This window comes from Dyella sp. PARNA 12/25 (assembly GCF_055702865.1).
This window is the reverse complement of sequence record NZ_JBVQCI010000003.1, coordinates 527,741-554,333: the sequence shown is the minus strand read 5'-3', so window position 1 is coordinate 554,333 and position 26,593 is coordinate 527,741. Positions and strand designations below refer to the sequence as shown.

At 61.4% G+C, this 26,593-nt stretch carries 25 protein-coding genes; 17 read left to right on the top strand and 8 right to left on the bottom strand.

Translation table 11 applies throughout. The annotated features are described in order from the left end of the window. The first annotated feature begins 18 nt into the window (after positions 1 to 18). Positions 19 to 672, top strand: coding sequence for a DUF998 domain-containing protein (locus tag AC0GUR_RS10195; protein WP_472877345.1), 654 nt, complete (start codon positions 19 to 21; stop codon positions 670 to 672). A gap of 120 nt (positions 673 to 792) precedes the next feature. Further along, positions 793 to 1,257 (top strand): SgcJ/EcaC family oxidoreductase, encoded by a 465-nt coding sequence (locus AC0GUR_RS10190; protein ID WP_472877344.1) that lies wholly within the window; start codon positions 793 to 795, stop codon positions 1,255 to 1,257. 132 nt (positions 1,258 to 1,389) lie between these two features. Here the strand turns inward: AC0GUR_RS10190 and AC0GUR_RS10185 are convergent, their stop codons facing one another. After that, complete coding sequence (locus tag AC0GUR_RS10185; protein WP_472877343.1) at positions 1,390 to 1,794, bottom strand: cupin domain-containing protein; 405 nt, start codon at positions 1,792 to 1,794, stop codon at positions 1,390 to 1,392. A 263-nt stretch (positions 1,795 to 2,057) separates the two neighbouring features. Further along, positions 2,058 to 2,381: a hypothetical protein gene (locus AC0GUR_RS10180; protein ID WP_472877342.1), complete on the bottom strand. Its 324-nt coding sequence runs from the start codon at positions 2,379 to 2,381 to the stop codon at positions 2,058 to 2,060. Between the two features lie 60 nt (positions 2,382 to 2,441). On the opposite strand from AC0GUR_RS10180, the gene AC0GUR_RS10175 reads away from it, so the two are divergent. Then, on the top strand, positions 2,442 to 3,377 hold the full coding sequence (locus AC0GUR_RS10175; protein WP_472877341.1) for an alpha/beta hydrolase: 936 nt from the start codon (positions 2,442 to 2,444) through the stop codon (positions 3,375 to 3,377). Positions 3,378 to 3,468: 91 nt separating this feature from the next. Here the strand turns inward: AC0GUR_RS10175 and AC0GUR_RS10170 are convergent, their stop codons facing one another. Continuing rightward, entirely contained in the window at positions 3,469 to 6,525 is a 3,057-nt protein-coding gene (locus AC0GUR_RS10170; RefSeq protein WP_472877340.1) for a sensor histidine kinase, read from the bottom strand. A gap of 216 nt (positions 6,526 to 6,741) precedes the next feature. On the opposite strand from AC0GUR_RS10170, the gene AC0GUR_RS10165 reads away from it, so the two are divergent. The 14 genes from AC0GUR_RS10165 (at position 6,742) to nadB (ending at position 19,745) form a co-directional block, all read left to right on the top strand. Beyond that, positions 6,742 to 7,374, top strand: coding sequence for a response regulator transcription factor (locus AC0GUR_RS10165; RefSeq protein WP_472877339.1), 633 nt, complete (start codon positions 6,742 to 6,744; stop codon positions 7,372 to 7,374). Positions 7,375 to 7,835: 461 nt separating this feature from the next. Continuing rightward, positions 7,836 to 8,657 carry an alpha/beta fold hydrolase gene (locus tag AC0GUR_RS10160; protein WP_472877338.1) on the top strand — a complete coding sequence of 274 codons (822 nt, stop codon included), beginning with the start codon at positions 7,836 to 7,838 and terminating at the stop codon, positions 8,655 to 8,657. Between the two features lie 66 nt (positions 8,658 to 8,723). Continuing rightward, positions 8,724 to 9,377 carry a hydrolase gene (locus AC0GUR_RS10155; RefSeq protein ID WP_472877337.1) on the top strand — a complete coding sequence of 218 codons (654 nt, stop codon included), beginning with the start codon at positions 8,724 to 8,726 and terminating at the stop codon, positions 9,375 to 9,377. Between the two features lie 23 nt (positions 9,378 to 9,400). Beyond that, a complete protein-coding gene (locus AC0GUR_RS10150) occupies positions 9,401 to 9,676 on the top strand; it encodes a XapX domain-containing protein (protein ID WP_472877336.1) in 276 nt (91 codons plus the stop codon). Further along, positions 9,673 to 11,553 (top strand): amidohydrolase, encoded by a 1,881-nt coding sequence (locus tag AC0GUR_RS10145; protein WP_472877335.1) that lies wholly within the window; start codon positions 9,673 to 9,675, stop codon positions 11,551 to 11,553. The genes AC0GUR_RS10150 and AC0GUR_RS10145 overlap by 4 nt, the downstream gene beginning before the upstream one ends. A gap of 9 nt (positions 11,554 to 11,562) precedes the next feature. Next, positions 11,563 to 12,024 (top strand): DoxX family protein, encoded by a 462-nt coding sequence (locus AC0GUR_RS10140; protein ID WP_472877334.1) that lies wholly within the window; start codon positions 11,563 to 11,565, stop codon positions 12,022 to 12,024. 20 nt (positions 12,025 to 12,044) lie between these two features. Continuing rightward, complete coding sequence (locus AC0GUR_RS10135; protein WP_472877333.1) at positions 12,045 to 12,950, top strand: glyoxalase; 906 nt, start codon at positions 12,045 to 12,047, stop codon at positions 12,948 to 12,950. 59 nt (positions 12,951 to 13,009) lie between these two features. Beyond that, on the top strand, positions 13,010 to 14,440 hold the full coding sequence (locus AC0GUR_RS10130) for an alginate export family protein (protein WP_472877380.1): 1,431 nt from the start codon (positions 13,010 to 13,012) through the stop codon (positions 14,438 to 14,440). A gap of 42 nt (positions 14,441 to 14,482) precedes the next feature. Further along, positions 14,483 to 15,160, top strand: a complete 678-nt coding sequence (locus AC0GUR_RS10125) for a YoaK family protein (protein WP_472877332.1) — start codon at positions 14,483 to 14,485, stop codon at positions 15,158 to 15,160. A gap of 58 nt (positions 15,161 to 15,218) precedes the next feature. Then, entirely contained in the window at positions 15,219 to 15,758 is a 540-nt protein-coding gene (locus tag AC0GUR_RS10120; RefSeq protein WP_472877331.1) for a Dps family protein, read from the top strand. A gap of 204 nt (positions 15,759 to 15,962) precedes the next feature. Continuing rightward, positions 15,963 to 16,358, top strand: coding sequence for a putative zinc-binding protein (locus tag AC0GUR_RS10115; RefSeq protein WP_472877330.1), 396 nt, complete (start codon positions 15,963 to 15,965; stop codon positions 16,356 to 16,358). After that, on the top strand, positions 16,339 to 17,226 hold the full coding sequence (ubiT, locus tag AC0GUR_RS10110; protein ID WP_472877329.1) for a ubiquinone anaerobic biosynthesis accessory factor UbiT: 888 nt from the start codon (positions 16,339 to 16,341) through the stop codon (positions 17,224 to 17,226). The genes AC0GUR_RS10115 and ubiT overlap by 20 nt, the downstream gene beginning before the upstream one ends. A gap of 63 nt (positions 17,227 to 17,289) precedes the next feature. Next, positions 17,290 to 18,303, top strand: coding sequence for a quinolinate synthase NadA (gene nadA / locus AC0GUR_RS10105; RefSeq protein ID WP_472877328.1), 1,014 nt, complete (start codon positions 17,290 to 17,292; stop codon positions 18,301 to 18,303). After that, positions 18,303 to 19,745: an L-aspartate oxidase gene (gene nadB / locus AC0GUR_RS10100; RefSeq protein WP_472877327.1), complete on the top strand. Its 1,443-nt coding sequence runs from the start codon at positions 18,303 to 18,305 to the stop codon at positions 19,743 to 19,745. Before nadA ends, nadB begins: the two co-directional genes overlap by 1 nt. A 50-nt stretch (positions 19,746 to 19,795) precedes the next feature. Here the strand turns inward: nadB and AC0GUR_RS10095 are convergent, their stop codons facing one another. From AC0GUR_RS10095 to AC0GUR_RS10075, 5 genes are all read right to left on the bottom strand, one after another. Next, positions 19,796 to 20,683, bottom strand: a complete 888-nt coding sequence (locus AC0GUR_RS10095; protein ID WP_472877326.1) for a U32 family peptidase — start codon at positions 20,681 to 20,683, stop codon at positions 19,796 to 19,798. A gap of 9 nt (positions 20,684 to 20,692) precedes the next feature. Continuing rightward, the gene (ubiU, locus tag AC0GUR_RS10090) at positions 20,693 to 21,691 is read right to left on the bottom strand and encodes a ubiquinone anaerobic biosynthesis protein UbiU (RefSeq protein WP_472877325.1); all 999 of its coding nucleotides are present in this window, start codon (positions 21,689 to 21,691) and stop codon (positions 20,693 to 20,695) included. A 167-nt stretch (positions 21,692 to 21,858) separates the two neighbouring features. Further along, the gene (locus AC0GUR_RS10085; protein ID WP_472877324.1) at positions 21,859 to 23,349 is read right to left on the bottom strand and encodes a UbiD family decarboxylase; all 1,491 of its coding nucleotides are present in this window, start codon (positions 23,347 to 23,349) and stop codon (positions 21,859 to 21,861) included. Beyond that, positions 23,346 to 25,316 carry a pyridoxal phosphate-dependent decarboxylase family protein gene (locus AC0GUR_RS10080; protein WP_472877323.1) on the bottom strand — a complete coding sequence of 657 codons (1,971 nt, stop codon included), beginning with the start codon at positions 25,314 to 25,316 and terminating at the stop codon, positions 23,346 to 23,348. The genes AC0GUR_RS10085 and AC0GUR_RS10080 overlap by 4 nt, the downstream gene beginning before the upstream one ends. 188 nt (positions 25,317 to 25,504) lie before the next feature. Next, entirely contained in the window at positions 25,505 to 26,482 is a 978-nt protein-coding gene (locus tag AC0GUR_RS10075; protein ID WP_472877322.1) for a GlxA family transcriptional regulator, read from the bottom strand. Between the last annotated feature and the right edge of the window lie 111 nt (positions 26,483 to 26,593).

The following is a 26,593-nucleotide window of genomic DNA, read 5'->3' as shown; positions in this document are numbered from 1 at the left end:
ATCCATCAAGGAGCATCCATGATCTCCTCCACCCTGGGCCCACCCGGCGCCCGCTTCGCTAACGTCGCCATCGCGTGTTTTGCCTTCGTTGTGATCGGCCTCGCGCTCATGCATCTGCTGAGACCCGACTACGCGATATCCAGCCACATGATAAGCGACTACGCCGTCGGACCATGGGGCGGCGTGATGGCGGCGACCTTTGCCATCATGGGACTTGGATGCCTGATGCTTGCCTTTGCTGTTGTGTTCAGTCATCCGCGTACGGTTGCGGCATGGGTCGTCGCGGTGTTGCTTGCTGTGATGTCGGTGGGAGCCGTGGTCACCGCAATGTACCCGACGGATCTCCCTGGCGCACCGTCGACACGAGCGGGTGACATTCACGCCATCAGCTTCTACATCAACGTTGCATGCCTGGTCACCGCGGCAGTGCTGATGGCCATCGTCGCGCTGCTTGACGCGCGTTGGCGTGCCTACCGGTTGGCGGCCGCTGTCTTTGCGCTGCTGCTGGTCATTGCGCTGTTCATTCAGTTCAAGACCTTGCATCGCGGCATGCCCTACGGCATTGCCAATCGCGCATTCGTTGTCGTGATGATGTGCTGGCTATTCTTCGTCGCGACCCGGCTGCGCAGGATCAGTCGGCCCGTTGTGGCATCACGAATTGCTGGATTCTGATTTCAAAGCTGTGGGAATGGGGCAATAAGCAGGTCCACTACAACGTGGGCTGTCTGGATTGATCATTCTGGCCGGGCGCCAGAACCGAGCCACAAGGACTTTCGTATGAGAACTTCACCGATGCGTCTGCTCGCCATGCTTTTGTTGTTTCTCATCGCATTTGCATCTCATGCTGGCGATGTGCAAGAAAACCGCGATGTGGAGGGCGTTCGCGCGACTCTTACAAGTCTCGTGAACGCCTGGAACGAGCACGACATGAATGCCTTCGCAAACCTGTTTGTCGAGGACGCTGACTACGTGAACATCGAGGGTACACGGTGGCGTGGACGTACCGCTATCAAGGATGCGCACACCTTTGTGCACTCCACCATCTTCAAGCACAGCCACCTGACCGTCGTCGATACGACCTTCAAACAGCTGAGCCAGGACGTGATCGTTGCAAGATCCACCTGGCGTCTGGAGGGGCAAACCACGATGAAAGGGGAGGCTGTGCCAAGCCGTGATGGTATCGTCACCAACGTTTTGGTGCGCTCCGGTCCAAAGTGGATGATCGCTGTGACTCAGAACACGGACATCGTTCACTGATAGGGCAACACTATGTGGCTGCTGCGTCTTCCTGCATGGCATCTGCAAGGTACGGAGACGTTGGCCGCGAGGGCGCGGCGAAAGATCGTATGCATGCCCTCGTAGTTGAGTAGTCGCGGATTTCCCCCACCCTCACTTGACCCATTCAGTCAGCGGCCTGCCCTTCGGCACCACATAGGTACCAAGTTCGGCCGCATTGGTCTGGCCGACATTCCTCGCGCTGTGCACGACGCCTGCGGGTACAAATAGCACGTCGCCAGCCTTGAGGGTCACCGGTGGCTGACCTTCGAGTCGATACTCCAGCGAACCTTCGATCACATAGATGATTTCCTCACCGGGATGCCGGTGGTTCGGTGCGATCTTGCCCGGATCAATATCGACGCGCGTCTGGTACTCCTCCCAGCCTGGCATGCTGAGGTCGTGGTGCGAGAGTGGTGTGCGGTGGGTTCCGGCTTGGTCCTGTGCCCGCACGGCCTGAGGTGCCATGGTGCTTGCAATGCAGAGCAGGGTCGCGGTTCCGAATAGATGTGCTTTCATGGGGGTGTCCTCGTTGGCGGCATAAACGAATGCCTGGGGCGCGGGCATTGCTGGTTTTCAGCTTGGCTTGCGGGAAGCCATGGCACACAGATGGTGTTGGGAACGTAACTGTTGCTCTGATGCCTTCTCGTATACCGAGACTGAAGGGTCGAGGCGACCTACTGCCGACATGGTGACCTTGCTCGCGTGCTAGCGAGGGCACACTCGGCCGGACACTCTTTGCCACGGTAAGATCAGGCTCCATCCGGCACGGTCTCAGGTGATCAATGGTCAAGCATCCTGTGGTGAGCATCAGCGAACTCCGCCGCATCATCAACGATCTTCTTGAGCACGCCGAGTCCATTCAAGGCCCGGAGATCCGACTTGATGAAGACTACTATTGGGACCTCGATGGAGAGGTGATTTACGACCTCTCGAAGCCGGTGCCAGGGGTTCATCTCGTTGGCAGCCTTGGCGACAGCTGGGAGTTCCTGCTCAATATGCGCGACGGCGATATCAAAGGGGATGGGCCATATCAGATGCTGATACATGCCGCTCCGCTGTTGCGGTACATCGGGGAAAGGGTTGGCTTTAGCTAGCGTCTTCATGATCGCATCCTGACTCGATGAGGCCATGAATCTGGCAGCCATAGGCCCTGGACGAATGGCATGCTCAGTGCCAGTCATTGGCGCACATTCCACAATCCTCAGCTCGTCGATCTCATGGCCCACTACGCTCGACACTTGAAGTGGCTGCTCCTGCTAGAGCTGATTGCAGTCCTGGGGCTTGTTGGTCTGTGGATGGCAGGCACTACGCTTGTTAGCTCGCGACAGGTCTCTATCGGGGCTCCACCCGCCGACCTGCGGGCCCAAACAGTCACATTTCATGATGTTTCAGGCAACCCGGTTTCCGGTTGGTTTGTCGCTGGCACTAAAGGGCAAGGCGTCATACTTCTTTTGCATGGCGTTCGGTCAGATCGGCGTGCCATGGTTGGTCGCGCCAGGTTCCTGCACGCGTCGGGCTATTCGGTGCTGTTGATTGACTTCCAGGCGTCCGGCGAGAGCCCCGGCAGGGCCATTACCTTCGGATACCGCGAAGCTGAGGACGTAACGGCGTCACTGCGATATCTTCATGAGCGCTTGCCCGGCGAACGCGTAGGCATCATTGGTACATCGATGGGCGGGGCAGCCACGATTTTTGCCCGTCCTCGCGTGGACGCTGATGCTGTTGTACTGGAGCAGGTTTATCCAACGATTCAACAGGCAGCAGAAGATCGGCTCGTCATCCACCTCGGCTCTGTAGGCCCGTGGGTTGCACCCTTGCTGCTGGCAACCCTGCATCCTCACCTGGGTATTTATCCGGATCAGTTGCGTCCGATTGATCGTATCGGCAGTTTGGGGATGCCCAAGCTGCTGATCGTGGGTGATCGCGACATGGATACGACGATTGTCGAGTCCTACGCGATGTTCGAAGCAGCGAAAGGACCTAAAGAGTTGTGGGTCGTGCATGGTGCGAGGCATGTCGATTTGCACGGGTATGCTGGAACAGATTACGAATTGCGAGTGCTTGAATTCTTTGGCCGTTGGATACGTAGCAATCAGTGATTGTAGGGACAGGGCAGTGATTCTCGCTCGCGCGATCCAAGTACTTGGAGTTGCAGCCATAGGCGCTCCTGCGGTGGCAGAGGAACTCCTGTCAGGAGCCGCCATGTACGCGCCGCTTGGGTGATTGGTAGGCCGCGCGACAGGGCACACTGAGCCGCCATTCGGTGCCACCTGGCTGCATCTGTTGCAACGACAGCTTCGCGCCGAGCCGCGCCGCGCGTTCGCGCATGCCGACGATGCCCCAATGGCCTGCTTCGGCGGCGGATTCGAGTGCCTGCTGTGGAATGCCCCGGCCATCGTCGATGACGTTGATACGCAAGGTGTGTTTGCCGTAGTCCACGTGTACGTCGACATGGCTAGCCAGTGCATGCAGAAATGCGTTGCGTATCGCTTCGCGGACGATGTCCACGACTTCGTCGCGGGCACTGGGCAGCATTTGTCGTGGTTTGCCAGAGGTGCTCATGCGGAACGTCACCTGTGGATGAATCGAGGCCAGATCCTCGCCCACGGCCAGAATCGACTGCACCAGTTCGTTGGGGCGAGGCGTGTCGCCGCGTAGCGCGATGATCTTGTCGCGTCCCTCGATCACCATTTGCCGGGCCTGGCTGATCGCCGTGTCGAGGGCGCCGTCATGCGCTTCGTTTCTCGCGGGGCTGGCCATGAGTGACTGCAGGCGAAGCAGCAGGCCTTGTACGCCTTGAAGTAGGGTGTCGTGGATCTCCCGGGCGATCCGTTCGCGCTCGTTCATGCGTTCCATCAATTGCAGGTGCACACGGTCCGCGGTCAGCCGTAAGCGCCAGAGATAGAACACGATGATCATCGCCACGACGCCCAGCAGGCAAAGCGCGTAGAACCAGAGTGTCTGGTAGAACCAGGGCGCGATGATGAGGTCACTCGCTGCGCCCTGCATATTCCAGACGCCATCGTCGTTGGCGGCGACCACATGAAAGCGGTAAGTGCCGGGGCTCAGGTTGGCGTAGAACGCCTCGCGCCGATTCGCTGCGTCCTGCCAGGCAGCATCGACGCCGTCCAGTCGGTAGCGGAAGCGCACGCGGTCGGGAATGGCGAGGCTCGCCGCGCTATAGCGCACCTGCAGGTTCGTGGTGCCCTTGGGCAGCTGCACCGCATGGTCGGTGGCGTAATGTTTGCCATTGGCGACGATGTCGGCGATCGATACCGGCGGCGGCAATGGGTTGCTGCTCACTTGGTCGGGATCGATCCAGGCGGGCCCTTGATTGGTGAGCACCCACAGGTGCTGATGCCCATCCATCAACGTGGTCGGGAGCATGGCTGCCTGCTTGGCGATGCCGGGCAGGCCATCGCGATAATCGAACAACCGATACGCGGGCTGATGACCTGTCGGGTCGAAACTCTGCCATGCCTCGCTGGCATCGATGCGCACCACGCCTTTATCGGTATTGAGCCAAAGGTCGCCGCGCGGGGTGCGCGAGATGCCGGTGATGCCGGTGAAGGCGTCATCGTTTGCCACATTCATGGGCGCTATGCGACGGTCGTGCCAGCGGGCGAGCCCTTGTTCGCCGCCGATCAGTGCATCGCTGTCGCTGGCATCGATGGTGGTGATGGTGCCCACGTGCAAACCATCGGCTTCGGTGAACAGTTGCGCATGATCAGCGTCGAGTCGCACAAGGCGATTGCCGGCGTAGCCGATCCACATTACGCCGTGCGTGTCGCTGGCCAGGGCCGTCGGTGTTTCGCGTGCAAGGGAAGGCGTCGGTACGATCCTTTGCCATTGGCCTTCCCTCAGGTGGTAGAGGCCGTGTTCGGCCAAGGCAAGCCAAGGTTGATCCGTGCCGTCTAAGGCCAGAGCATTAACGTGGGTGAGGTCGGGCGAGACGGGCCAGTCGACGGAGCTGAGTGTTTGGCCATGCAGCCAGTAAAGATGGTTTCGACCCACCATCCAGAGATCGCTGGTGCGGTTGAACAGCATGCCATTCACGTCATGTAGGTCACTGCGTTCGACCCCGCCGGCGTCACCGTCGAAGCGGTACAGCGTGCCGCCATTGGCAATCCACACGGCGCCCGTTGCATCCCTTGCCATGGCGTAGTTCGCCGCAGTGCCAAGCGATACCTGTGCGGGCACCTGAAAGCTGTTGCGGTGAAAGCTGGCCAGGCCCATGTTGGTGCCCGCCCAGACCGTGCCTTCTGCATCTTCGAGCAAGGGAACGGCCCGTTCGGAAACCAATCCGTTGGTGCGGTTGATGGTTTCCGCCAGATCCGTGGCGCGTAGTGATCGTCCATGGGCTAACTGATCAGTCAGGGCGACGCGATAGATTCCGCCTTTGTCGACGCAGGTGCCCCACAGGTTGCCGTAACGATCGAATAGCAGGCGGTTGGCCCACGCGAAATCCGTGTCGTCCAGCGGCGCGTCGGGCGAGCTGCTGGGGTGTTCGGAAGTAAGGCCGGGCAAGGCGCGTGTGCCATGCAGGTGATCCGATAGCCACAGCGTGCCGTCAGGGGCCTGCGCGACGATGGCGTACTTGGCAACGACCAGGTCGGTGCGCTGAAAACGGCGTGCGCCAGGGCGCAGAAAGACCAGCGAGTCGCCAGTGGTGACCCAGAGCGTGCCGTCACGCGCCACCATCAGCCAGTCCGCGCGTTCCGTGGGGTAATGCCACTCGGCGCCGACGGTTTGCCAGCGAGTGCCGTCAAACCGGGCGAGGCCACCCTCGGTCGCGGCCCACACAGTGCCATCGCCGGTGCGCGCGAAGGCGAGCACCATGCCGCCCGGAAAACCTTGTCCCGCCGCATAGGGCTGCAGGTGGCCACTGCGCAGCACACTGGCTCCGCCGTAGTAGAAGCCCATCCACAAGGAGCCATCATCCAGCATGGTCAATGCGGTGATGTCGTTGGACAGGAGGTGCTCGCCGTTGGTGGGTTGAAAGCGTTCGAAGCTGGAGCCGTCGAAGCGGTAGAGTCCGCTACCCGTTCCCAGCCACAGGTAGCCGTCCTTGCCCTGCGTCATGGCCCAGATGTCGGCGGGCGTGCCCGTTTCGGTGGCCCACAGCCGACGGCGAAAGCCTGGTGACTCGCTGGCATGACTTGCGAGCGAAACGCACACGAGCACCAGTGCAGCCGCGAAAGGCAGGGCGCGACGACCGAGGAGGGCGAGCCATCCAGGTTTCGACATAAGGCTCCCGTGGAAGTGCGCGTACGCCATGGCACATGGCGGTAGGCGGCAGCATAGGTCTCATTGACCGGCCGCCATAGGTGCCGCCGCGTGAACACAGAATCACCCGAATGGGCATTGATCCCCATTTGATGGGGCAGGATAGTGCGGCCGGATGCCGGACTACCCCGCCTCGGTCCGCGCAGAGAAAGCCAACATGTACCCAAGGTTCAAACCGTGACAGTCGATGCGGCACTCATTCGGGTCCTCATTGCGGACGACCACCCGATCATGCGCGACGGTATCGTCGCGGCGATCGAGAGCGCTCAGGACATGGCGGTGGTTGGCCAGGCGGCGGACGGCGCGGAAGCCATCGTGCGTTACCGCGAGCTGCGCCCGGATGTGGCCCTGATCGACCTGCAGATGCCCGGGGTTGATGGCTTGCAGGCTATTTCGACCCTGGGCGCTGAATTTTCCGATGCGCACATCATTGTGCTCACGTCATATCCAGGTGATGCCCGCGTCAAACGCGCGCTCTCTTTCGGTGCGTGTGCGTATCTGCTCAAGACCGCGACCCGTGACGAGATCCTTGCGGCCATACGGTCCGTGATGATCGGGCGTCGCGTGGTCGCTACCGAGGTAGCCGGGGATATCGCTCAACATGCCTGGTCAGAAATGCTGAGTGACCGGGAGCTGAGCGTGCTGCGCCTGGTGGCTACCGGGCACACCAACAAGCGCATTGCCGACATCCTGTGCGTGTCCGAAGACACCGTGAAGGCGCGGCTGAAGAACATCATGACCAAGCTCGGCGCGCTCGATCGCACGCATGCCGTCACGCTCGCGCGCAACCGCGGCTTCTTCGAAGGCTGAGCCCGTCCCCGCTCAGGTGTAACCCTCGCGTCACATCGGTGCCGGCGCGGGTGGTGGCACACGCACGTCAGACGCGAGCTTCACGTGATCTACCTGATCGGGTAGGCAAGATTTGCCGCGATTGGGGTACGTCTCCTTGGCGGGGCTGAAGACAATGGGTGACGAGCCAGTGGCGGCATCGCTGGCCCAGCTCACTTCGCTATCACGTCATCAACACGTTGCGTCGCGAAGCGGTTATGGCGCCACAGTGCATGACGCGCGGCGTCTTCAGGCGATGCACAAGGAGAGTCCATATGTTGAGCAAAGAGCCTGAAGCGGATATCGACCCCGTCAGGCGAGCATTTCTCGGTGGCATGGCTGCCGCATCAGCGGCACTCGCCCTGCCCATCGCAGGGTTTTCGATGCCTTCCATGGCCGTCGCAGCGACGGCGCCCACGCACTCTTCACCTGGGAAAAACTTCATGAGCACGATCACCACCAAAGACGGCACCAGCATCTTCTACAAGGATTGGGGGCAAGGTCAGCCTGTTGTGTTCTCGCACGGTTGGCCGCTGAGCGCCGATGCGTGGGATGTGCAGATGTTTTTTCTCAGCTCGCACGGTTATCGCACCGTTGCCCACGACCGCCGCGGCCATGGTCGTTCGGGCCAGCCGTGGAACGGCAACGACATGGACACGTATGCCGACGATCTGGCCACCCTGATCGAAAAGCTGGACTTGAAGAACATCGTGCTGGTGGGTCACTCCACGGGCGGCGGTGAAGTGGCGCACTACATCGGCCGCCACGGCACGTCGCGCGTTGCCAAGGCCGTGCTGATTGGTGCGGTGCCGCCGATCATGCTGAAGACCGCGAACAATCCCGGTGGCTTGCCGATCGAGGTGTTCGACGACATCCGCGCGAAGACCCTGGCGGATCGTTCGCAGTTCTTCAGGGACCTGTCGGGCCCGTTCTTCGGCGCCAACCATCCCAACTCCAAGGCGACGCAAGGCATGCGCGACTCGTTCTGGCTGCAGGGCATGCTGGGCGGCCTCAAGGGGCAGTACGACTGCATCAAGCAGTTCTCCGAGGTCGACTACACCGACGATCTCAAGAAGATCGACGTGCCTGCCTTGGTCATTCATGGCGACGACGATCAGATCGTGCCCATCGACGACGCGGGGCGCCTCAGTGCCAAGATCATCAAGCACGCCACGCTCAAGGTTTACCCGGGCGCACCTCATGGCCTGACGGCAACGCACGCGGAGCAGGTCAACAAGGATCTGCTCGACTTCATCCGCTCCTGATTTCAACCGGCGCGCTGGCTGCCTGCTTCGCCAGCGCGCACTTCGCCCGTTCCCGGAGATTCCCCCATGTCCATCACCGCGACCCCGACACCAGGCAAGCTGTTGCTGACCCCGAAAGATCATGCGCTGATCATGATCGACTTCCAGTCGCAGATGTCGTTTGCCACCCATTCCATCGATGCCATCACCTTGCGTAACAACGCGGCACTGATCTCGCATGCGGCGGCGAGCTTCAAGGTACCGGCCATTCTCACCACGGTGGCCGAGAAGAGTTTCTCCGGCCCGATGTTCAGCGAGATCACCGATGCGTTCCCGGGGCAGCCGTTGCTGGATCGCACCTCGATGAACACCTGGGAAGACGCCGCGGTGATCAAGCGCGTCAATGAGCTCGGCAAGACGCGCCTGGTGCTCGCAGGCCTGTGGACTTCCGTTTGCATTGTTGGCCCGACGTTGTCGGCACTGGATCAGGGTTTCGAGGTTTATGTGATCGCAGATGCCTGCGGTGACGTTTCCACCGAGGCGCATGACTGTGCCATGCAGCGTATGATTCAGGCCGGTGCTCGCCCGATGACCTCGTTGCAGTACCTGCTGGAACTCCAGCGCGACTGGGCCCGCACCGAAAGCTACGCAAGCACCACGGGTATCGCCAGTCGTTTCGGCGGTTCGTATGGTCTGGGCATCATCTATGCCAAGAGCATGTTCGGGGCGCACGAAGGCTGACCGCCTGCGCCAGGAGCACGGACATGAAGATCTACATCATTTCGCTCGCCACCGGCGTGCTGGTCGGTGTCATCTATAGTCTGCTGAATGTTCGCTCGCCGGCTCCACCCATTGTGGCGCTGGTCGGGCTGTTGGGCATTCTTGTGGGTGAACAATTGCCACCACTGGTGAAAGATCTGTGGCAGCGGCAAACCGTTGCTGCGATGTGGACGCATCAGGTGAAGCCCCATATGTGCGGCGAGCTGCCCAAGGCTGATGGTACGAAGCGCGGTGATCGCGCAGAGGAGACGCAGCCGTGACCGCGCTCAAAGTGACTCCGGACCTCATTCTGCATGGCGGGCGCATCACCACTCTTGACCATTCGCAGCCTGAAGCCGAGGCGGTGGCGATCGTCGATGGACGTTTCGCCGCCGTTGGTAGCAATGGCGATGTCATGTCGTTGGCTGGGCCGCATACACGCGTCATCGACCTCAAGGGGCAACGTGTCCTGCCGGGCCTGATCGACAACCATCTGCATATCATTCGCGGCGGCCTCAACTACAACCTTGAGTTGCGCTGGGATGGTGTGCGCTCGCTGGCCGATGCCATGGCCATGCTGAAGCAACAGGTGGCCGTGACACCGGCCCCTCAGTGGGTGCGCGTGGTCGGCGGCTTTACCGAGCATCAGTTTGCCGAGAAGCGGTTGCCGACCATTGACGAGTTGAATGCGGTCGCGCCGGACACGCCGGTGTTCCTGCTGCACCTGTATGACCGCGCGATACTCAATGGCGCAGCGCTACGTGCCGTGGGCTACGGCAGGGACACACCCGAGCCGCCCGGGGGAGAGATTGTGCGCGATGGGGCAGGGAACCCCACTGGTTTGCTGCTGGCCAAACCGAATGCCGCGATTCTCTACGCCACGCTGGCCAAGGGGCCGAAGCTGCCGTTTGACTATCAGGTCAATTCCACGCGTCACTTCATGCGGGAGTTGAACCGGCTGGGTGTTACTGGTGCCATCGATGCCGGCGGCGGGTTCCAGAACTACCCCGAGGATTACGCCGTCATCGAGAAGCTGTCAGCCGACAACCAGCTGACCATTCGCCTTGCGTACAACCTGTTCACGCAGAAGCCGAAGCAGGAGAAGGACGACTTTCTCAACTGGACGCGCACTTCCAAGTACAAGCAGGGTGACGATTATTTCCGTCACAACGGCGCCGGCGAGATGCTGGTGTTCTCGGCGGCAGACTTTGAGGACTTCCGACAGCCACGGCCGGATATGCCGCCGCAGATGGAAGGCGACCTGGAAGAAGTCGTTCGCGTACTTGCAGAAAACCGCTGGCCATGGCGAATGCATGCAACCTATGACGAAACCATCAGCCGTGCGCTGGATGTGTTCGAGAAGGTGAATCGCGACATACCTTTGCAGGGTTTGAACTGGTTCTTCGATCACGCCGAAACCATTTCGGAACGTTCGATTGACCGCATTGCTGCTCTGGGTGGTGGCGTGGCGGTGCAACATCGCATGGCCTATCAGGGCGAGTACTTCGTCGAGCGCTACGGCCCCGCTGCCGCGCAGGCGACACCACCGGTGAAGCGCATGCTAGAAAGAGGTTTGCGCACATCGGCCGGAACGGATGCGACGCGCGTGGCCTCCTATAACCCATGGGTATCACTGTCCTGGCTGGTCACGGGCAGAACCGTAGGAGGCCTGGCGCTATACCCCCGCAGCAATTGCCTGGACCGCGAAACGGCTTTGCGCATGTGGACGCAGCACGTTACCTGGTTCTCCAATGAGGAGGGCAAGAAAGGCCAGATCAAGGTGGGGCAGCTGGCTGACCTGATCGTGCCTGACCGCGATTACTTCGCCTGCCCCGAAGGCGATATTGCGGATACCACGTCATTGCTCACTATCGTGGGTGGTCGTGTGGTGTATGGCAGTGGCGGCTTCAACCAGCACGAGGACGTGACGGTGCCGCCAGCGATGCCTGAGTGGTCACCTGTGCGCACCTACGGCGGCTACGGTGCGTGGGCACAGCAGCGCAATGCAACGCCCGTCGTGAATCACGCGGCCTGTGGCTGTGGTCATGCATGCGGCGTGCACGGTCATGAGCACGCCACGGCGTGGTCGAGCCGCTTGCCCGTCTCCGACCTCAAGTCATTCTGGGGTGCCCTTGGTTGCGCTTGTTGGGCGGTCTAGGTCGCCGTCATGACGCAAACACAAGAATCGTCAGTGGTGATTCGACCGCGCTGGGCATGGCCGTTTGCCACTCCGGTCGTGCATTGGCTCGCGTTGCTGGGGTTGTGTGCGGCGTATCTGCAGGGTGGCATTCAGAAGGCCTTGGACTTTGGCGGCGCTGTCGCGGAGTCCGCGCATTTTGGTCTTCAACCCGCCGTACCCGTCACCGTGGCGGTAATTGCGCTGGAGCTTGGCGCGTCACTGGCGATCCTGACGGGTCGCTATCGCTGGCTGGGGGCGTTGTTGCTCGCGGCCTTCACGCTGGCCGCCACGTTTCTTGCCAATCGCTTCTGGTTGGCACCCATGGCCGAGCGCTTTGCCGCCACCAATGCCTTTTTCGAACACCTTGGCTTGGTGGGTGGTTTTCTATTGGTCGCCTGGTATGACCTGCGCAAGCAAAGTGTCGACAAGGCCGTTTCGGCTCATTCATGAATTCAACGGGGAGTATCCTCATGCGTACGTATTCCGGAATCCAGGTGCTGATCCTTGGGTTCGTTCTTGCTGCTGCAGCTTCAGTGCCCGTTGCGGCGAAAGAGCCGGTCACGCCGATGGTGGCCGTGGGCTCGCAGTACGACACCACCCATGTTTATGTGGCTCCTGATGATGTCGATCGCTTCGTGGCCAGTTTCCTTGGCACCTTTGGCGGGCAGAGCACCAAGCAGGTGATAGCCACAGTCACGCCGACACCCAGCAGCACGAGCAGCCAGTTGTTGCAGACGCCGGTTGGCACGGTGTCACTGTTCGGCTTTCGCACGCCCATCCCGCATCCGTTCGGTAGCGAACGAACCGGGTATCTGGTGACCGATATGGAAGCCGCGATCAAGGCGGCGCGCGCTTCGGGCGCGGATGTCATCGTGGAGCCGTTCCCTGATCCTATCGGTCGCGATGCCGTGATCCAGTGGCCAGGTGGCGTGAATATGCAGCTGTATTGGCACACCACGGCGCCGCGCTACACGCAGTTCGAGACGATTCCCGAGAACCGGGTTTATGTATCGCCGGACCGCGCTGACGCCTTCGTCAAGAGCTTCACGGCGTTCTCGCACGGCAAGGTGGCCTCCGACACGCCGTCGGCACCCGGTGTGGAGATCGGGCGCCCGAATGACAAGTACCGTCGCATCCGTATCGACTCCACCTTTGGCAAGGTGACGGTCTTTGTTACCGACGGCCATCTGCCGTACCCCTACGGGCATGAAATGACGGGGTACGAAGTGAAGAACCTGTCCGACACGATCACCAAGGCGAAGAGCAACGGTGCCAAGCTGCTGGTGGAACCGTTCACCAGCGAAGGGCGCGAATCAGCGGTGGTGGAGTTTCCTGGCGGTTATGTCGCTGAGATCCACGCCAACGCGGGCCATTGAATCGTCATGCCGATGCGAAGGGTCCGGGGCCCTTCCTTTGGCGCAAGGGGCGGGTCGTGATGCATCGTGCGGTGGTTTCTGGCTCGCTCGGTGTGGCGCTCGTGTTGAGCGGTCTACTCGTGCATGCACAAGACTTGTCGACCGACTCCACGCAGGCGACGCCGAAGCAGGATGCCGCGACGCGACCCGTGCTGCGCAGCAATCGCTGGCAGGAGGACTGGTCACCACTGGCGGATCCCGCTTTGCGCACACAGTGGGGTGATGCGCTCAAGTACATATCCCTGAGTGCCAGCGATCCCGGCACCTATCTCTCGCTGGGTGTGAATGTGCGTGAGCGCGTGGAAATGTCCGATGCGGCGAGCTTCGGCATTGGCCACAATCCAAATGACACCTATCTGCTTGATCGCTTCCAACTGCACGGCGACCTGCGTTTCGCTACGTACTGGCAGGCTTTCGTGCAGATCGAGGATGTCCGCACGGTCGGCAAGCAGGTGATTGGCGGAGCCGATCGCAATCCCTGGGATCTTCGGTTGGCTTTTCTTGCGTACGTGCGGGAGTTTGACGCCGGTACTTTCAAGGCGCGCGTGGGGCGTCAGGATTTCGCATTCGATCTGCAGCGCTTTGTTTCGCTGCGCGACGGACCAAATGTGCGTCAGTCATTCGATGCCGCGTGGGTTGATTGGGAGATAGAGAAGTGGCGCTTCATTGCCTTCGTCAGCCAGCCCGTGCAGTACTCCAGCGCCCATCCGTTCGATGACACATCGAATAGTCATTTCCGTTTTGACACGCTGCGTGTCGAGCGGCTGGTGTGGGGCAAAAATGAGCTGTCGGCCTATTACTCGCTCTACGCCCGCGACAATGCGCATTATCTGGACGCCACGGGCAATGAGCACCGGGATGTCTACGATGTCCGCTTTGCGGGCAATCGCGACGGAGTGGACTGGGATCTGGAAGGCATGTTGCAGCGGGGGCACGTCGGCACCAAGGATATCGATGCCTGGGGCACAGGCGCACGAGCTGGGTACACCTGGGATAAAGGGTGGTTTCCGCGCCTAGGGTTGCAGGTGGATGCCGCATCCGGCGATGACCGCCGTGGTGACAACAGACTTGGCACTTTCAATCCGCTGTTTCCGAACGGCTATTACTTCACGCTCGGCGGCTTTACGGGCTACACGAACCTGGTGCACATCAAGCCCAGCCTGACAGTGAAGCCGATGGTGAAGCTCACCCTGATGGGCGCGGTGGGTTTTCAGTGGAGGCAGACCACGGCGGATGCCATTTATGTGCAGCCGAATATCCCGCTACCGGGGACGGCAGGTCATGGCGGACGCTGGACAGGCGTTTACGGCCAGGTGCGTGCCGACTACATCTTCAACGCCAACTTCACCGGCGCAGTGGAAGCTGTGCACTACAACGCAGGCGGGGCCATTCGCATGGCGGGCGGACGTAACGGTGATTACGTGGGCGTGGAAGGGAAATTCATGTGGTGAAGTCACCAGCTACCGGGCGAAGCTCGGGGAGGTCGTCATTGTATGACTGAGAAACCCTTGCTGCCGACCATTCTCAGTGTCATGGCCGGCTACGTCGATACCGCAGGTTTCCTTGCGTTGCATGGGCTTTTTACAGCGCATGTCACCGGCAACTTTGTCACCATCGGCGCTGCGCTGGTGTCGGGCACCTCCGGCGTCATCGCGAAGTTGCTTGCCTTGCCGGTGTTCTGTCTGTTCGTGATCGGTGCGCGCCTGATGCGTTATCGGCTTATCAGTCGGGGACTTCCGGTGGTGCGCTCACTGTTGTCGATCATGCTCGTGCTGCTTGTGGCGACGATGATACTGGCGCTCTGGTATGGACCTTTTCCGAAAGTAGATAGTTGGTCCTCGACGATAACCGGCATGATCCTGGTGGGCGCCATGGCCATCCAGAACGCCGTGCATCGCGTCCATCTGCCGAGCGCGCCACCGTCCACGCTGATGACCGGCACCACCACCCAAATGATGCTGGACATTGCCGATCGCGTGCAGGGTGTGCCGGACGACCAGAAAGCAGCGCTCGATGCCCGTCTGAAGCGGATGGCGGTGGCGGTGCTGGCCTTTGCGGTGGGGTGTGCCGGCGGCGCGCTTTGCTACGCCTTTGGAAGCATGTGGTGTTTCGTGGTGCCGCCGGTGCTGGCTGCGGCGGCGTTGTGGCGCCACGCAGACGCTCAGCCGTGACCACATCGTCATGACATTCCCCGTTCCATGATTTAGCGAATAACCCAGGAGAGTCGTCATGAATGACAAGAGCAAGGCGAAGAGCGACATCAGCAAGGTGAAGAGCCGCCAGAAGGCGGCATTGAACACGCCCTCGGCATTGGGAGAGAAGGCCACCCAGGATATCTCGGGCGAGCTCAACGCCTTATTGGCCGATGTCATTGCGCTGTATCTGAAGACCAAGAACTTCCATTGGCACATGTCCGGCCCCTATTTTCGTGACTATCACCTGCTGCTGGATGAGCAATCCGACGAGATCTACGCCACGGTTGACCCGATCGCCGAGCGCGTGCGCAAGGTCGGTGGAACCACCCTGCGTTCACTGGGGCACGCCAAGCGTCTGGCACGCCTTTCCGACAATGATGCGGATTTCGTGACGCCCGATGACATGCTGGCCGAGCTGCGTGAGGACAATCAGCGCCTGGCCGCTTTCATGCGCGCAACCCACGCACTGTGCGACGAACACCGTGACGTGGCTACCGCCAGTCTGCTCGAGAACTGGATCGATGAAGCCGAGCGCCGCGTATGGTTCCTGTTTGAAACCAGTCGACACACCTGAAAGACCACCGTTGCCGGGTGCGAATGGCGGGTGCGAGCAAGCGCCCGTCACGGGACGCGACATCCAGGATGCTTGATGGTTGATGGTTGACTCATATCAGGGCAAGGGCAGGCGATATGCCCTTTGATGTGCAGCATTCGAGTCGCAGTCACGGCCAAGCTGGCCGGCGCGGCGCGAATCGCACTCGATATAGAAGAGTCCCTGATGAAAGCCAAGCTTCCGCTTGTCTACTCCTGCTCTGGTTGTTCCAGTGCGGCCCAAATGGCCAATCATCTCGCCCTGAAACTCGATCGTGAACACGTGGCGGAGATGTCCTGCATCGCCGGCGTGGGTGGTGGCGTGCCCGGGCTGGTGCGAACAGCGCAAGGCGGTCGACGCATCCTGGCCCTGGATGGTTGCGCCATGAAATGCGTGCAGGCGTGTCTCGCCAACGCGGGCGTGATGGCCGACGCCCACCTGGTGCTGTCCGATCACGGGGTAAAGAAGCGTCAGCCCGCTGACTTTGATATCACCGAAGCACAGCGCGTGTACGCCGAAGAGGTATTGCCGGTGGCCCTGGCATTGGCACCGGACATCGAAGATGCGTCAAAAGTCGCCTGAGCGCTTCGCGCTCGCTTGCGCGCGCGGCACCATTGATAGGGTCGATGACAGCATCATCGCGTTGTTGGCCACGCGACGGCGCCTTGTGAAAGCCGTCGCCTGGTGCAAACTGCGCATCGGCACGCCACCACGCGATCTGTCCCGCGAGCGGCAAATGCGATCGCGGATCGCTCATCTGGCAGCCCGACTGGACGTACCTTCGTCCTTGGCGCAGCAATTGCTGGATCTGGTCATTGGTGAAGGCTGCCGCCAACAGGGTGTCGAGATGACGGCTTCCTCAGGTCAGGTCATCATTGACCTCGGTCATGGCAGTACCGAGCCATCCGCGGCGAACATGCCGCGCGCCATCCCCGGCGACATCCCGGCTATCGACATGAAACATCGCCTTCTCAGGCTGATTCCGCCACCCAGGCGCCTGGCGCCTTTGTTACGTGCTGTACCCGAAGCTTGGCAGCGACGCGGGGTTGAGTTGGCTGTGTCCCGCGTGCTGGGTACGTCGGTACAGGATGGCTCACTCGAGTTCATGCGAGGACGTCGGCTGGGCATCGAGGTGAGTGATCTCGGCATACGCTGGGTGTTCAAGCTGGATGCGGATGGCTTGCGCCTTGTCGATGGTCCTGCGGAGGCGGGTGTGCGCGGAAGCGCCACTGACTTGTTGTTGCTGGCCAGTCGTCTGGAAGACGCCGATACGTTGTTCTTTCAACGCAGGCTCGCGTTGACCGGAGATGTCGAGCTCGGGTTGACCGCGCGCAATCTGCTGGAACGCCTGCCCTGGGAGCAGGTGCCGTTGGGTGGGCGCATTGTGCTCAATCGCGGTGCGCGTTTCGCGCGGACCGCGAGAGCTATCCATCACGGCGAAGTCGCCTGACGCGCAAGCACATTTCTAATCCAAATCCACCTTTTGATCGGGCCCACACCCATGAGCGGACCTATGGACCTGCCAGCACCCGCGTGGCGGGATGAGCTGGAGCACCAGTACGCCGACTTGAGACTCAAGCTGGAGGCGATGATTCCCTGCATCGAGGTGGCCATCCATCTTCCATGGATCGATGCCATCCATCGCCTAAAGGCGCTCCGTGGCGCCGTGATCATGGCGCATAGCTATCAGTCGCCGGAGATTTTTCATGGCGTCGCCGATGTGACCGGCGATTCGCTTGGGTTGGCCCAGGCTGCCGCCGATTGCGATGCCGACATTATCCTGCTGTGCGGCGTTCACTTCATGGCCGAGAGCGCGAAGATTCTGGCCCCCGGGAAGACGGTACTTATTCCCAGCCTCGAGGCCGGCTGCTCGCTGGCCTCGTCCATCACCGCAGAGGACGTGCGTGCGCTTCGCGCTCAGCATCCGGGCGTGCCGGTGGTCAGCTATGCCAACACCTCGGCGGCGGTGAAGGCGGAGTCCGACGCCATCTGCACTTCGGCCAATGCAGTACAGGTCGTCGAGTCGATGAAGTCCGCCAAGGTGATCTTTCTTCCTGATCAATTTCTCGGCCGTCACGTGGCATCACAGACGAAGGTGGAGCTTGTGCTGTGGGAGGGACGTTGCGAGGTGCACGAGAAATTCACCGCACAGCAGGCCCGTCACGCCCGCGAGCAGTTTCACGCCCGATTGGTGGCGCACCCCGAGTGCCCGCCGGAGGTCCTTGCAGAGGCTGATTTCGTTGGCTCTACCACCGCCATGAGCAAGTGGCTGGAGCGAGAGCGCCCCGAGCGTGTTGCGCTGATTACCGAATGCTCCATGGCTGACAACCTGCGAACACAGTTTCCCGCCACGGAGTTCATCAAGCCGTGCAACCTATGCCCGCATATGCAGCGGATCACGCTGCCAAACATTTATGAAGCGCTGCGCGACATGAGGCACGCAGTCGAAGTGCCCACCGACGTCGCTGATCGGGCGAGGCAAGCCATGCAGCGCATGCTGTCTGTGGGTCGGCGCGAGAGCGTTTGATGTCATCCGCCCAGCCGGTCGTCATCGTTGGGGCTGGGGTGGCAGGGCTGGCGACGGCACTGGCGTTGGCGCCAAGACCGGTGCTTTTGCTTTGCAGGGCCCGCGACGGAGGTGACAGCGCGAGCGCATTGGCGCAAGGCGGCGTCGCAGCAGCCATCGGCGCGGGTGATGGCGCCGGCGCGCATATGGCCGATACTTTGGCGGCAGGCAGCCACCATAACGACGTGGCGATGGTGCAGTGGCTCTGCAGCAATGCGCCGGACGCCATCGAATGGCTATCCATATTAGGGGTAGCTTTCGACAGACAACCCGATGGCAGGCTTCAGCTTGGTCGCGAAGGCGGTCATCGGGCGGCGCGTATCGTTCACGCGGGCGGCGACGCGAGTGGTGCGGCGGTGCTTCGCGCCATGCAACACCGTGCCCGTAAGGCATCTCACATCCAGTGGCGTTGCGATGCCGACGTGGATGCACTGCTGATGCGCGATGGACGGGTGTGTGGTGTGCGTGCTCGTCAGAGTTCCGGCAGCATGGAGGAAGTCGAGGCGTCCGCCGTCGTACTCGCCACCGGTGGCCTGGGCGCCCTGTTTGCGCGTACGAGCAACCCGCCCGGTGCTGAGGGCAGTGGTCTGGCACTTGGTATGGCGGTCGGCGCTGCCGTTCGCGACCTCGAGTTCGTACAATTTCATCCCGCCGCTCTGGATGTCGCGGGCAAGTACAGTCTCCCCTTGGTTACCGAGGCCTTGCGTGGAGCGGGCGCGCGCTTGCGTCGTGCCGACGGCTCAGCGCTGATGGATCGTGTTCACCCGATGGGTGACCTGGCCCCACGCGATATCGTGGCGAGACAGGTATGGAGCGCACGGCAAGTTGATGGCTCTGCCTGGCTTGATGCCAGCACGGTGAACGGTGCTTTGGAATCACGATTCCCGACGGTGTTGGCCGCCTGTTTGGCGCATGGCGTCGACCCTCGTCGAGATTGGATTCCGGTAACGCCGGCGGCTCACTTCCACATGGGTGGACTGTCGGTCGACATGGACGCGCGCACCAGCGTGGACGGTCTCTATGCGGTAGGCGAGGTGGCATGCAACGGCGTGCACGGGGCCAATCGGCTGGCCAGCAATTCATTGCTGGAAGGGATTCTCTGTGGCAAGCGGCTTGGCCGGCATCTGGCTCAGGCGACTCTTGCGCCCGCGCGTGGTGCCTATCGCTGGCATGTGCGCGGTGATGCACTTTCGATGGCGTTGTTGGCGGATCTGCGTCAGTGTCTGTGGGCGGCGGCAGGGCCCGTTCGCACTGAGGCGGCACTTAGTCGCGCGCAACAGCAATGCATGGAATGGAGCGCCATTGGCTGGCAGGCGCAACTGGCGCAGCAGATCTTGGTTTCTGCGCTGAAGCGCCGTTCCAGCCTCGGTGCTCATTACAGAGTGGATGGCGAAGCCTGGTAAATGCTTACCGGTCTACGGCATGCGACTGGCAAGCAAGGTCACTGCGTGCGTCAGGTGGATGCCGCAATGTCTCGATGCATGCCTGGCTCGCCATGCCAGTAGCCGTTACGGGCGGCAAGTCGCGGCGGCGGCTGATGAGAGCGTCGGGCCAGATCGTAATGTGTAACGACGTCACTCATCCCTTCCGCCTGCGGATACAGCCTCAAGATGTCGACCCCAAGCTCGCGAAGTGTGGGTAACTCCGGTCCAAGGTCGGTGATCTGCTCGCTTTGAACTTGTACGCCATTGATGCGCAAGAACGGTTGGCCTTCGCGTGTGGCGAGCGGCAGCCCATCGGGGTGTTCGATGCAGCGAAAACCACATTGATCCTTGGCAACATCGAAGGCTCGCGCGGTAAAGCAGCGCGCGGAGTAAGCCAGTGGCAGGCGGCCATAGGTGATCACTTCCAGCTCGGGCATGTCGTGCCCTTCGGCAAGCATGGCATCGCGCAGATCGCGCAGAAGAGATTCGCCTTGTTCGATGCCGGGCACCCAGCGACGTAGGCCGTCACGCTGGAGAATGGCCAGGGCCCGGTGATTGTAGACATTGATCGTTGGACCACCAACGAACGGAATGTTGCAGGCCCTGCACAACTGGACTGCCGAGAGATCGTTGGCTTCCACCAGAAAACGACCATCGCCAACCAGGCGCTGCAAGGCGCCTAGCTCGGACTCGGCCTCGACCAGGGCAAGTGACGAAAGCACGATCTGCTTTCCGCTTTCTGCCAACTCTTCCGCGAGGGCAATCCAGTCGCGCGTGCCGAGTTGGCGTCGTTTGCTGCAAACCGTTTCGCCAAGATAGATGATGTCGACCGGCCAACGCACAGCGTCGCGGTAGAACGCGAACGTCTGTTCGCGTGTCCAGAAGTACTGCAAGGGACCAAGGCTTAGCTTCATCATGGGTGTGAATCAGTGCCAGTTGCGGTGGTAGGGGCCAAGCGTGGTCTGGTGCCCCTCGGCGTGTTTGGACAGCTCTTTTTGCCAGGCTGGCTCAGCGGACCAGCGGGATGGCGTCGCGCGGTGGCGGTCCAGGGCTTCTCGCCAGGTTCGTGTGACTGAAGTCACATACGCCACGCCGCGTTGACGGCCCTCGATTTTGAGGGCTGCCACACCGGCTGCCGCCAATCGCGGCAACAACTCCAGCGTATTCAGGCTGGTGGGCTCCTCCAACGCATGGAACGTCTCTCCGCCGACGGCGAAGCGGCCTTTGCACACGGTCGGGTAGCCCGCAGGCTCCGAAGGCTTGAAGCGATCGATCAGTACCTGGTTGAGGCGAACGCTGCGGCTGCCGTCATCGTGCTCATCCCAGCGCACGAAGCTCGCGGGTGAGCAGACGCCATGGCGATTCGGCGATGCGCCGGTGACATAACTCGAGAGCTGGCATCGGCCCTCGACCATGATGCACAGACTGCCAAAGGCGAACACTTCGAGCGGCACCGGCGACTGCTCACACAGCCGCTCCACCTGCTGGATGGATAGTACGCGAGGCAGCACCGCGCGCTCGATGCCAAAGTGCTCATGCATGTAGCGCAGTGCCGGTGCCGTGGTGGCCGAACCCTGTACCGAGAGATGTCGCGCGAGCCGTGGATGGGTGCGCGTGGCGTAGTCGAGCACGGCCATTTCAGCAGCGATGATCGCGTCGCAGCCAAACTCGGCCGCCTTGTCGACGGCGCTCTCCCAGACTGACAGCCTGGCGCTGTCGGGGTAGGTATTCAGTGCAAGGTAGACTTTGCGACCGCGCGCATGGGCATAGTGGATGCCGCGGCGAAGCTCATCGTCGCTGAAATTGAGACCGGGAAAAGCTCGCGCATTGGTTTGGTCGCGAAAGCCCGCGTAGACCGCATCCGCGCCGGCATCGATCGCTGCTTGCAGTGCCGGCAAATTGCCGGCGGGGCACACCAGATGCATGGGAAACCTCTACGTGAATGGCACGGCGCGCATCGTGGACCTCGTCCGTGGTGACGTCGCTGATACAGGTCAGGGGATGTGGCGGTTATGCAGCAACCATGTGTGAACGATGGCGCCAGCAAAATCGGGTTTCCGTTGCCGTACCGAAAGCCACCTGTCGTCGGCGTTCAGGCGGCGCCCGGCCTGCGTGGTGGCGTGGCGATGCTGGACCACAAGGCATCCATGCGACGCTCCACATCAGCGTCTGGCTTGATCGGTACGCCCCACGTTCGCGACGTTTCAACCGGCCATTTGTTGGTGGCATCCAGGCCAAGCTTTGAGCCAAGTCCCGTTACGGGGCTGGCAAAGTCGAGGTAATCGATCGGCGTGCCTTCGACCATCAGGCTGTCACGCGCTGGATCGACTCGCGTGGAAATGGCCCATATCACCTGTGACCAATCGCGCACATCGATGTCCTCATCCGTGATGATGACAAACTTGGTATAGGTGAACTGGCGGAGGTAAGACCAGATGCCCATCATCACGCGACGCGCATGCCCGGCGTACTGCTTGCGGATGCTCACTACGGCGATTCGGTAGGAGCAGGCCTCCGGTGGCAGGTAGAAATCGACGATCTCGGGAAAGACCTTCTGCAGGATCGGGACGAACACGTCATTGAGCGCCATCGCCAGCACGGAGGGCTCGTCGTTCGGCGCGCGACCCATGTAACTGCCGTGATAGATGGCGTCACGTCGAACGCTCATGCGTTCGATGGTGAACACAGGAAAGTGATCCTGGGCGTTGTAATAGCCTGTGTGATCGCCAAAGGGGCCTTCCAGCGCCGTGTCATTCGGATAGATGTGGCCCTCCAGCAGAATTTCGGCGCTGGCTGGTGCGTCCAGTCCGGTCATGGCGCTGTGCCACAGGCGCGTGCGCTGCCCGCGGAGCAGGCCGGCCATTTCATATTCCGACAAGGTGTCGGGCACGGGCGCGACGGCGGCAAGCAAAGTCGCCGGATCGGCGCCAACCGCCACGATCACTGGAAAGGGGCGATCCGGGTGGCTGGTTTTCCAATCCTCGTAGTCGAGTGCGCCACCGCGATGTGGCAGCCAGCGCATGATCACGCGACGCTTGCCGATCACTTGTTGTCGATAGATCGCGACGTTCTGCCGGGGCTTGCGGGTGCCACGGGTGGTCACCAGGCCAAAGGTGATCAGGCGTCCGGCGTCGCCAGGCCAGCAGTGCTGGATCGGCAGGCGCGCAAGATCAATGTCGTCGCCTTCCGCAACCTGATATTGGAATGCTGCTTCTCTCACATGCAGAGGCGCCACATGCGAGAGCTGCGCAAGCTCCGGCCAGTTCGCGAGGGCCTTTCGAAGGCTGGATGGCCATTGCGGCTCCTTGATGGCAGCCAACAACTGTCCCAACTCGCGTAACGAATGCAGTGGTCGGTCGCCCAGCGCCAGCTCGATGCGACGCCGATGTCCGAACAAGTTACCGAGCAGACGGTGATTGCCAGTCGCGGGGTTCGCCATCAACAGGGCGGGCCCGCCTTCCCGCAAGGCCTTGTGGCATAGCGAGGTCGACTCAAGGTGCGGGTCGACCTTGGCCGTTACGTGAGACAGTTGACGTTCGCGTTCCAGGCGGTCGAGATAGCTCCGCAGATCTGCATGGCTCACGCGACATCACTCGTGACGGTGGACTGAGCGAGTAGGGTCCTTACGCTGCGATCGAGGAAATCGAAGTACAGGTCGATGTAGTTCACTCGACTTTCCCGATTGACCAGGTACGGATTCATCAAGGTGTGCCGCAGGATATGCAGATGGCCATCCTCGGAACCCTGGTCGTTGGTGACCCTGTCCAGGCCCAGTGCATCGAAGATGCGCGCCATTTCCTCCGCGCCCAGCATGTTGGGCCGCAAGATGGTGCCCGAGCCAAAGAACTCCTTGGCCTGCAACGGATGCGATGGATCGCATTTGAGAATGTTCTGCAAGGCCGTCATGAAGGTGTTGGCGACCCGCACATCGCGATTGCCGCGGGGATTGATGGCGAGGCAGACCAGGTTGCTGTCAGGCGTGAATGGCACGATGACACGCGCCGCATCCGCGACTTCGATGGCGAAGCGCTGCGCGCGTGCATGGAACTCTTCGGCGGATCGGATGGTGCCGCGGGGCAATCGCCCGAATTGCGCATGATCCAACGGTAGTACCTGATGGGCGACGTAGGCCGCTGCGGCAGCAGCGCCCGGCTTCGATCCTTCCGGTGTGTACTTGCCGATACTGCGATAACGGGTCATGTAATCGGCAGGGTCACTGCCGTGGAATACGTAGTCGGCTTGCTCGGCAAGCAGGGTCATGGCCCGGTGGTCGCGGCATATGAAGGCGCCGGCGCCATAGGGCAGGTAGCCGAGCTTGTGCGGGTCGACGGTGACGGAATCGGTGTCGGCCAGCGCTGCAAAGGCCGCGTGAACTTCCGTGGTAGGAAACTGCGTGTATTCGGCGGCAACCTCATGGTAGGGGCGCAGGCTGCCGTCCACGTTGCGGAAGATCGTCGCCAGATAGCCACCCCACGCCGCATCCACATGGACGGTGAAATCCAGTCCTGATGGGCGAATGGCATCACGCGCGGCAAGCACTGCATCGATGGGGTCGATGGTGCCGTATTCGGTGCTGCCCAGTACGGCCACGCACATCAGCACCGGCTGTCGATGCCGTGCGCAATGTTCCAAGGTCAGGCGCAACGCATCCGGGTCCATCCGCATGCCCTTGGTCGGGATCGGTTTCAGCTGGTTGCGACCAAGGCCCAGCAGCTTCAGGCCCTTGCTCCACGAGTAATGCGCTGTGACGGGGGCTAGCACCAATGGTGGTGACAGTTGAGGGTGGGCTGCAAAGAAATCGGTAAGGCCTAGCTGCTCAATGCGTTCGGCTTCAACCCGGGCCCGCCAATAGTGACGCTCAACCGGTGCTTGCTCGCTCAACCAGTGCTGCCATGCCGTCAGCAGCTCTATGCTCGCTGTGGTGGAGAGGTTGAACGCTGTCCAGTCGTCCGGTGGCAGCTCCAGATCGGGCACTTGTGCCGCGCGCAACGCCACAGGAAATGCCTTGAGTGCCAGCGCCAGACGTAATGCCTGATAGTTGGCGACCGTGCCGCCGGATGTCAGGTGGCCGAGCGCACAGGGTTCAGCTCGTGGGTCATGCGGATAGCCGAGCATGCGTGCGAGCTGCAAGCCGACCTTGATCTCCAGGTCAACCGTGACCGGCGCGGCATCCTCGCTGACGTTGTTCGGGTTGTAGGGCAGGGTGAGGATCTGTGCCGCCAGACCGGGCAATAGCAGATCGGAAGTCATGTGGCCGATATAGCGGGGGCTATGGAACGGCACGGACTTCTTCAATGCCGCGGAAAGCTGGTGAAGCTCCCGTCGCACGCGCGCCTCGAAAGCGGCGTAGTCGGGGTGTCGCGCGGCACTGGTGGCGATCGCCGGTGGATCTTCCGGGTGGAAATTCCGGCGCCAGTACACATGGTCTCGCAGGAACTCGACCAACAGCTTTTCCAGTAGCGTGTCGTTTTCGCCGTAAGGGCCCAGGAAGCACGCATCAATCACATAATCATGCGGCGAAATTTCCGGCATGGGAAAGGCGGCGCTCATATCAGTGCACCCTTCCAGCCATGAGGCAGTGGCAACGGGCGCGCGCCTTTTGCCCGTAGGCCGGGCAGGGGTTTGATCCCGGCGAGTGGGCTTCAGCTCGCCAAGGGGTAAAGGGGGTGTTCATGGCACGTCTCCGAAAAAGCACGCGACATGGTCCGCCCTGAAGTCACTGATAGCCTTGACGCGGATCAGGCTGCGCGCGAGGCATCGCTTTCCGTTAGCTCATCCTGGCCTGATCCCTGAGCGGTGCGCCGTATGGCCTGAGGTGGTTGCCCGTAGGCACGCAGAAATGCGCGACGCATGCGCTCGCGATCGGCAAAGCCCACCTCTCTTGCGACCACTTCAATCGGATGCCGGGTCTGCTCCATCATCAGGCGGGCAGCCTCAACGCGCAGGTGCTCCACGGCCTTGGCGGGCGACTGCCCCGTCTCGGCCGAAAACGCGCGGCTGAATTGGCGCGGACTGAGGCTGGCAGCTTCGGCCAGCTCTTCGACGGTAAGTGCATTGCGTAGATGGCTTTTCGCGTAGGTCAGTGCGTTCTGGATGCGGTCCGACTTTGGCTCCAGTTCGAGTAGTGCGGAGAACTGCGACTGACCGCCGGCACGACGGTGATAGATCACCAGTTTCTGCGCCACGGTGCGTGCCACCTCGACACCGAGATCTTTCTCGACCATCGCCAGCGCAAGGTCGATACCGGCGCTCATGCCGGCGGACGTCCAAAACTGGCCGTCGATGATGAAGATGCGGTCTTCCTCGACGTTTACCTTGGGGTAGCGTTGCTTGAGTTCGCGGGCGAGCAGCCAGTGCGTAGTGGCGCGGCGCCCGTCCAGCAGGCCCGCCTGCGCGAGCACGAAGGCTCCGGTGCAGATAGCGGCGACGCGGCGCGTCGTTGAGGGTGCTTCTCGCACGAAGTCGAGCAACCCCGGTGTCGTCTGCGGAATGCCTGTACCGCCACCTATCAGAAGTGTGTCGAACGACTGCCCGGCAAATGGCTCGGTCTGAATCGCCACGCCCAAGGAGCTGGGCACCGGCCCGCCGTTCTCGGAAATGCAGTGAATCTTGTAGCTCTCACCTTTTACCGTGAGGTTGGCGAACTCGAAGGCGGACGCGGCCGCGAGGGTCATCGTCTGGAAGCCTGGATAGACCACAAAACCGATGCGCTGCATGGCTGTCTCCCGCGTGGCAGAAAAGGTGGCATCTACGACATTTAAGTCTTGGCCCGCGAAGCTTACAACTATCTCCATCGCGCGGCACCCCGCCGGCGCACATGGAGTATT

Coding starts and splice junctions, on each gene's coding strand:
- AC0GUR_RS10115 (WP_472877330.1), top strand. CDS start 15,963: ATGAAAGCCAAGCTTCCGCTTGTCTACTCCTGCTCTGGTTGTTCCAGT.
- ubiU (WP_472877325.1), bottom strand. CDS start 21,691: ATGCATCTGGTGTGCCCCGCCGGCAATTTGCCGGCACTGCAAGCAGCG.
- AC0GUR_RS10125 (WP_472877332.1), top strand. CDS start 14,483: ATGACTGAGAAACCCTTGCTGCCGACCATTCTCAGTGTCATGGCCGGC.
- AC0GUR_RS10195 (WP_472877345.1), top strand. CDS start 19: ATGATCTCCTCCACCCTGGGCCCACCCGGCGCCCGCTTCGCTAACGTC.
- AC0GUR_RS10180 (WP_472877342.1), bottom strand. CDS start 2,381: ATGAAGACGCTAGCTAAAGCCAACCCTTTCCCCGATGTACCGCAACAG.
- ubiT (WP_472877329.1), top strand. CDS start 16,339: ATGCGTCAAAAGTCGCCTGAGCGCTTCGCGCTCGCTTGCGCGCGCGGC.
- nadA (WP_472877328.1), top strand. CDS start 17,290: ATGGACCTGCCAGCACCCGCGTGGCGGGATGAGCTGGAGCACCAGTAC.
- AC0GUR_RS10190 (WP_472877344.1), top strand. CDS start 793: ATGCGTCTGCTCGCCATGCTTTTGTTGTTTCTCATCGCATTTGCATCT.
- AC0GUR_RS10120 (WP_472877331.1), top strand. CDS start 15,219: ATGAATGACAAGAGCAAGGCGAAGAGCGACATCAGCAAGGTGAAGAGC.
- AC0GUR_RS10185 (WP_472877343.1), bottom strand. CDS start 1,794: ATGAAAGCACATCTATTCGGAACCGCGACCCTGCTCTGCATTGCAAGC.
- AC0GUR_RS10080 (WP_472877323.1), bottom strand. CDS start 25,316: ATGAGCGCCGCCTTTCCCATGCCGGAAATTTCGCCGCATGATTATGTG.
- AC0GUR_RS10140 (WP_472877334.1), top strand. CDS start 11,563: ATGACGCAAACACAAGAATCGTCAGTGGTGATTCGACCGCGCTGGGCA.
- nadB (WP_472877327.1), top strand. CDS start 18,303: ATGTCATCCGCCCAGCCGGTCGTCATCGTTGGGGCTGGGGTGGCAGGG.
- AC0GUR_RS10160 (WP_472877338.1), top strand. CDS start 7,836: ATGAGCACGATCACCACCAAAGACGGCACCAGCATCTTCTACAAGGAT.
- AC0GUR_RS10175 (WP_472877341.1), top strand. CDS start 2,442: ATGCTCAGTGCCAGTCATTGGCGCACATTCCACAATCCTCAGCTCGTC.
- AC0GUR_RS10155 (WP_472877337.1), top strand. CDS start 8,724: ATGTCCATCACCGCGACCCCGACACCAGGCAAGCTGTTGCTGACCCCG.
- AC0GUR_RS10130 (WP_472877380.1), top strand. CDS start 13,010: ATGCATCGTGCGGTGGTTTCTGGCTCGCTCGGTGTGGCGCTCGTGTTG.
- AC0GUR_RS10150 (WP_472877336.1), top strand. CDS start 9,401: ATGAAGATCTACATCATTTCGCTCGCCACCGGCGTGCTGGTCGGTGTC.
- AC0GUR_RS10095 (WP_472877326.1), bottom strand. CDS start 20,683: ATGATGAAGCTAAGCCTTGGTCCCTTGCAGTACTTCTGGACACGCGAA.
- AC0GUR_RS10135 (WP_472877333.1), top strand. CDS start 12,045: ATGCGTACGTATTCCGGAATCCAGGTGCTGATCCTTGGGTTCGTTCTT.
- AC0GUR_RS10170 (WP_472877340.1), bottom strand. CDS start 6,525: ATGTCGAAACCTGGATGGCTCGCCCTCCTCGGTCGTCGCGCCCTGCCT.
- AC0GUR_RS10075 (WP_472877322.1), bottom strand. CDS start 26,482: ATGCAGCGCATCGGTTTTGTGGTCTATCCAGGCTTCCAGACGATGACC.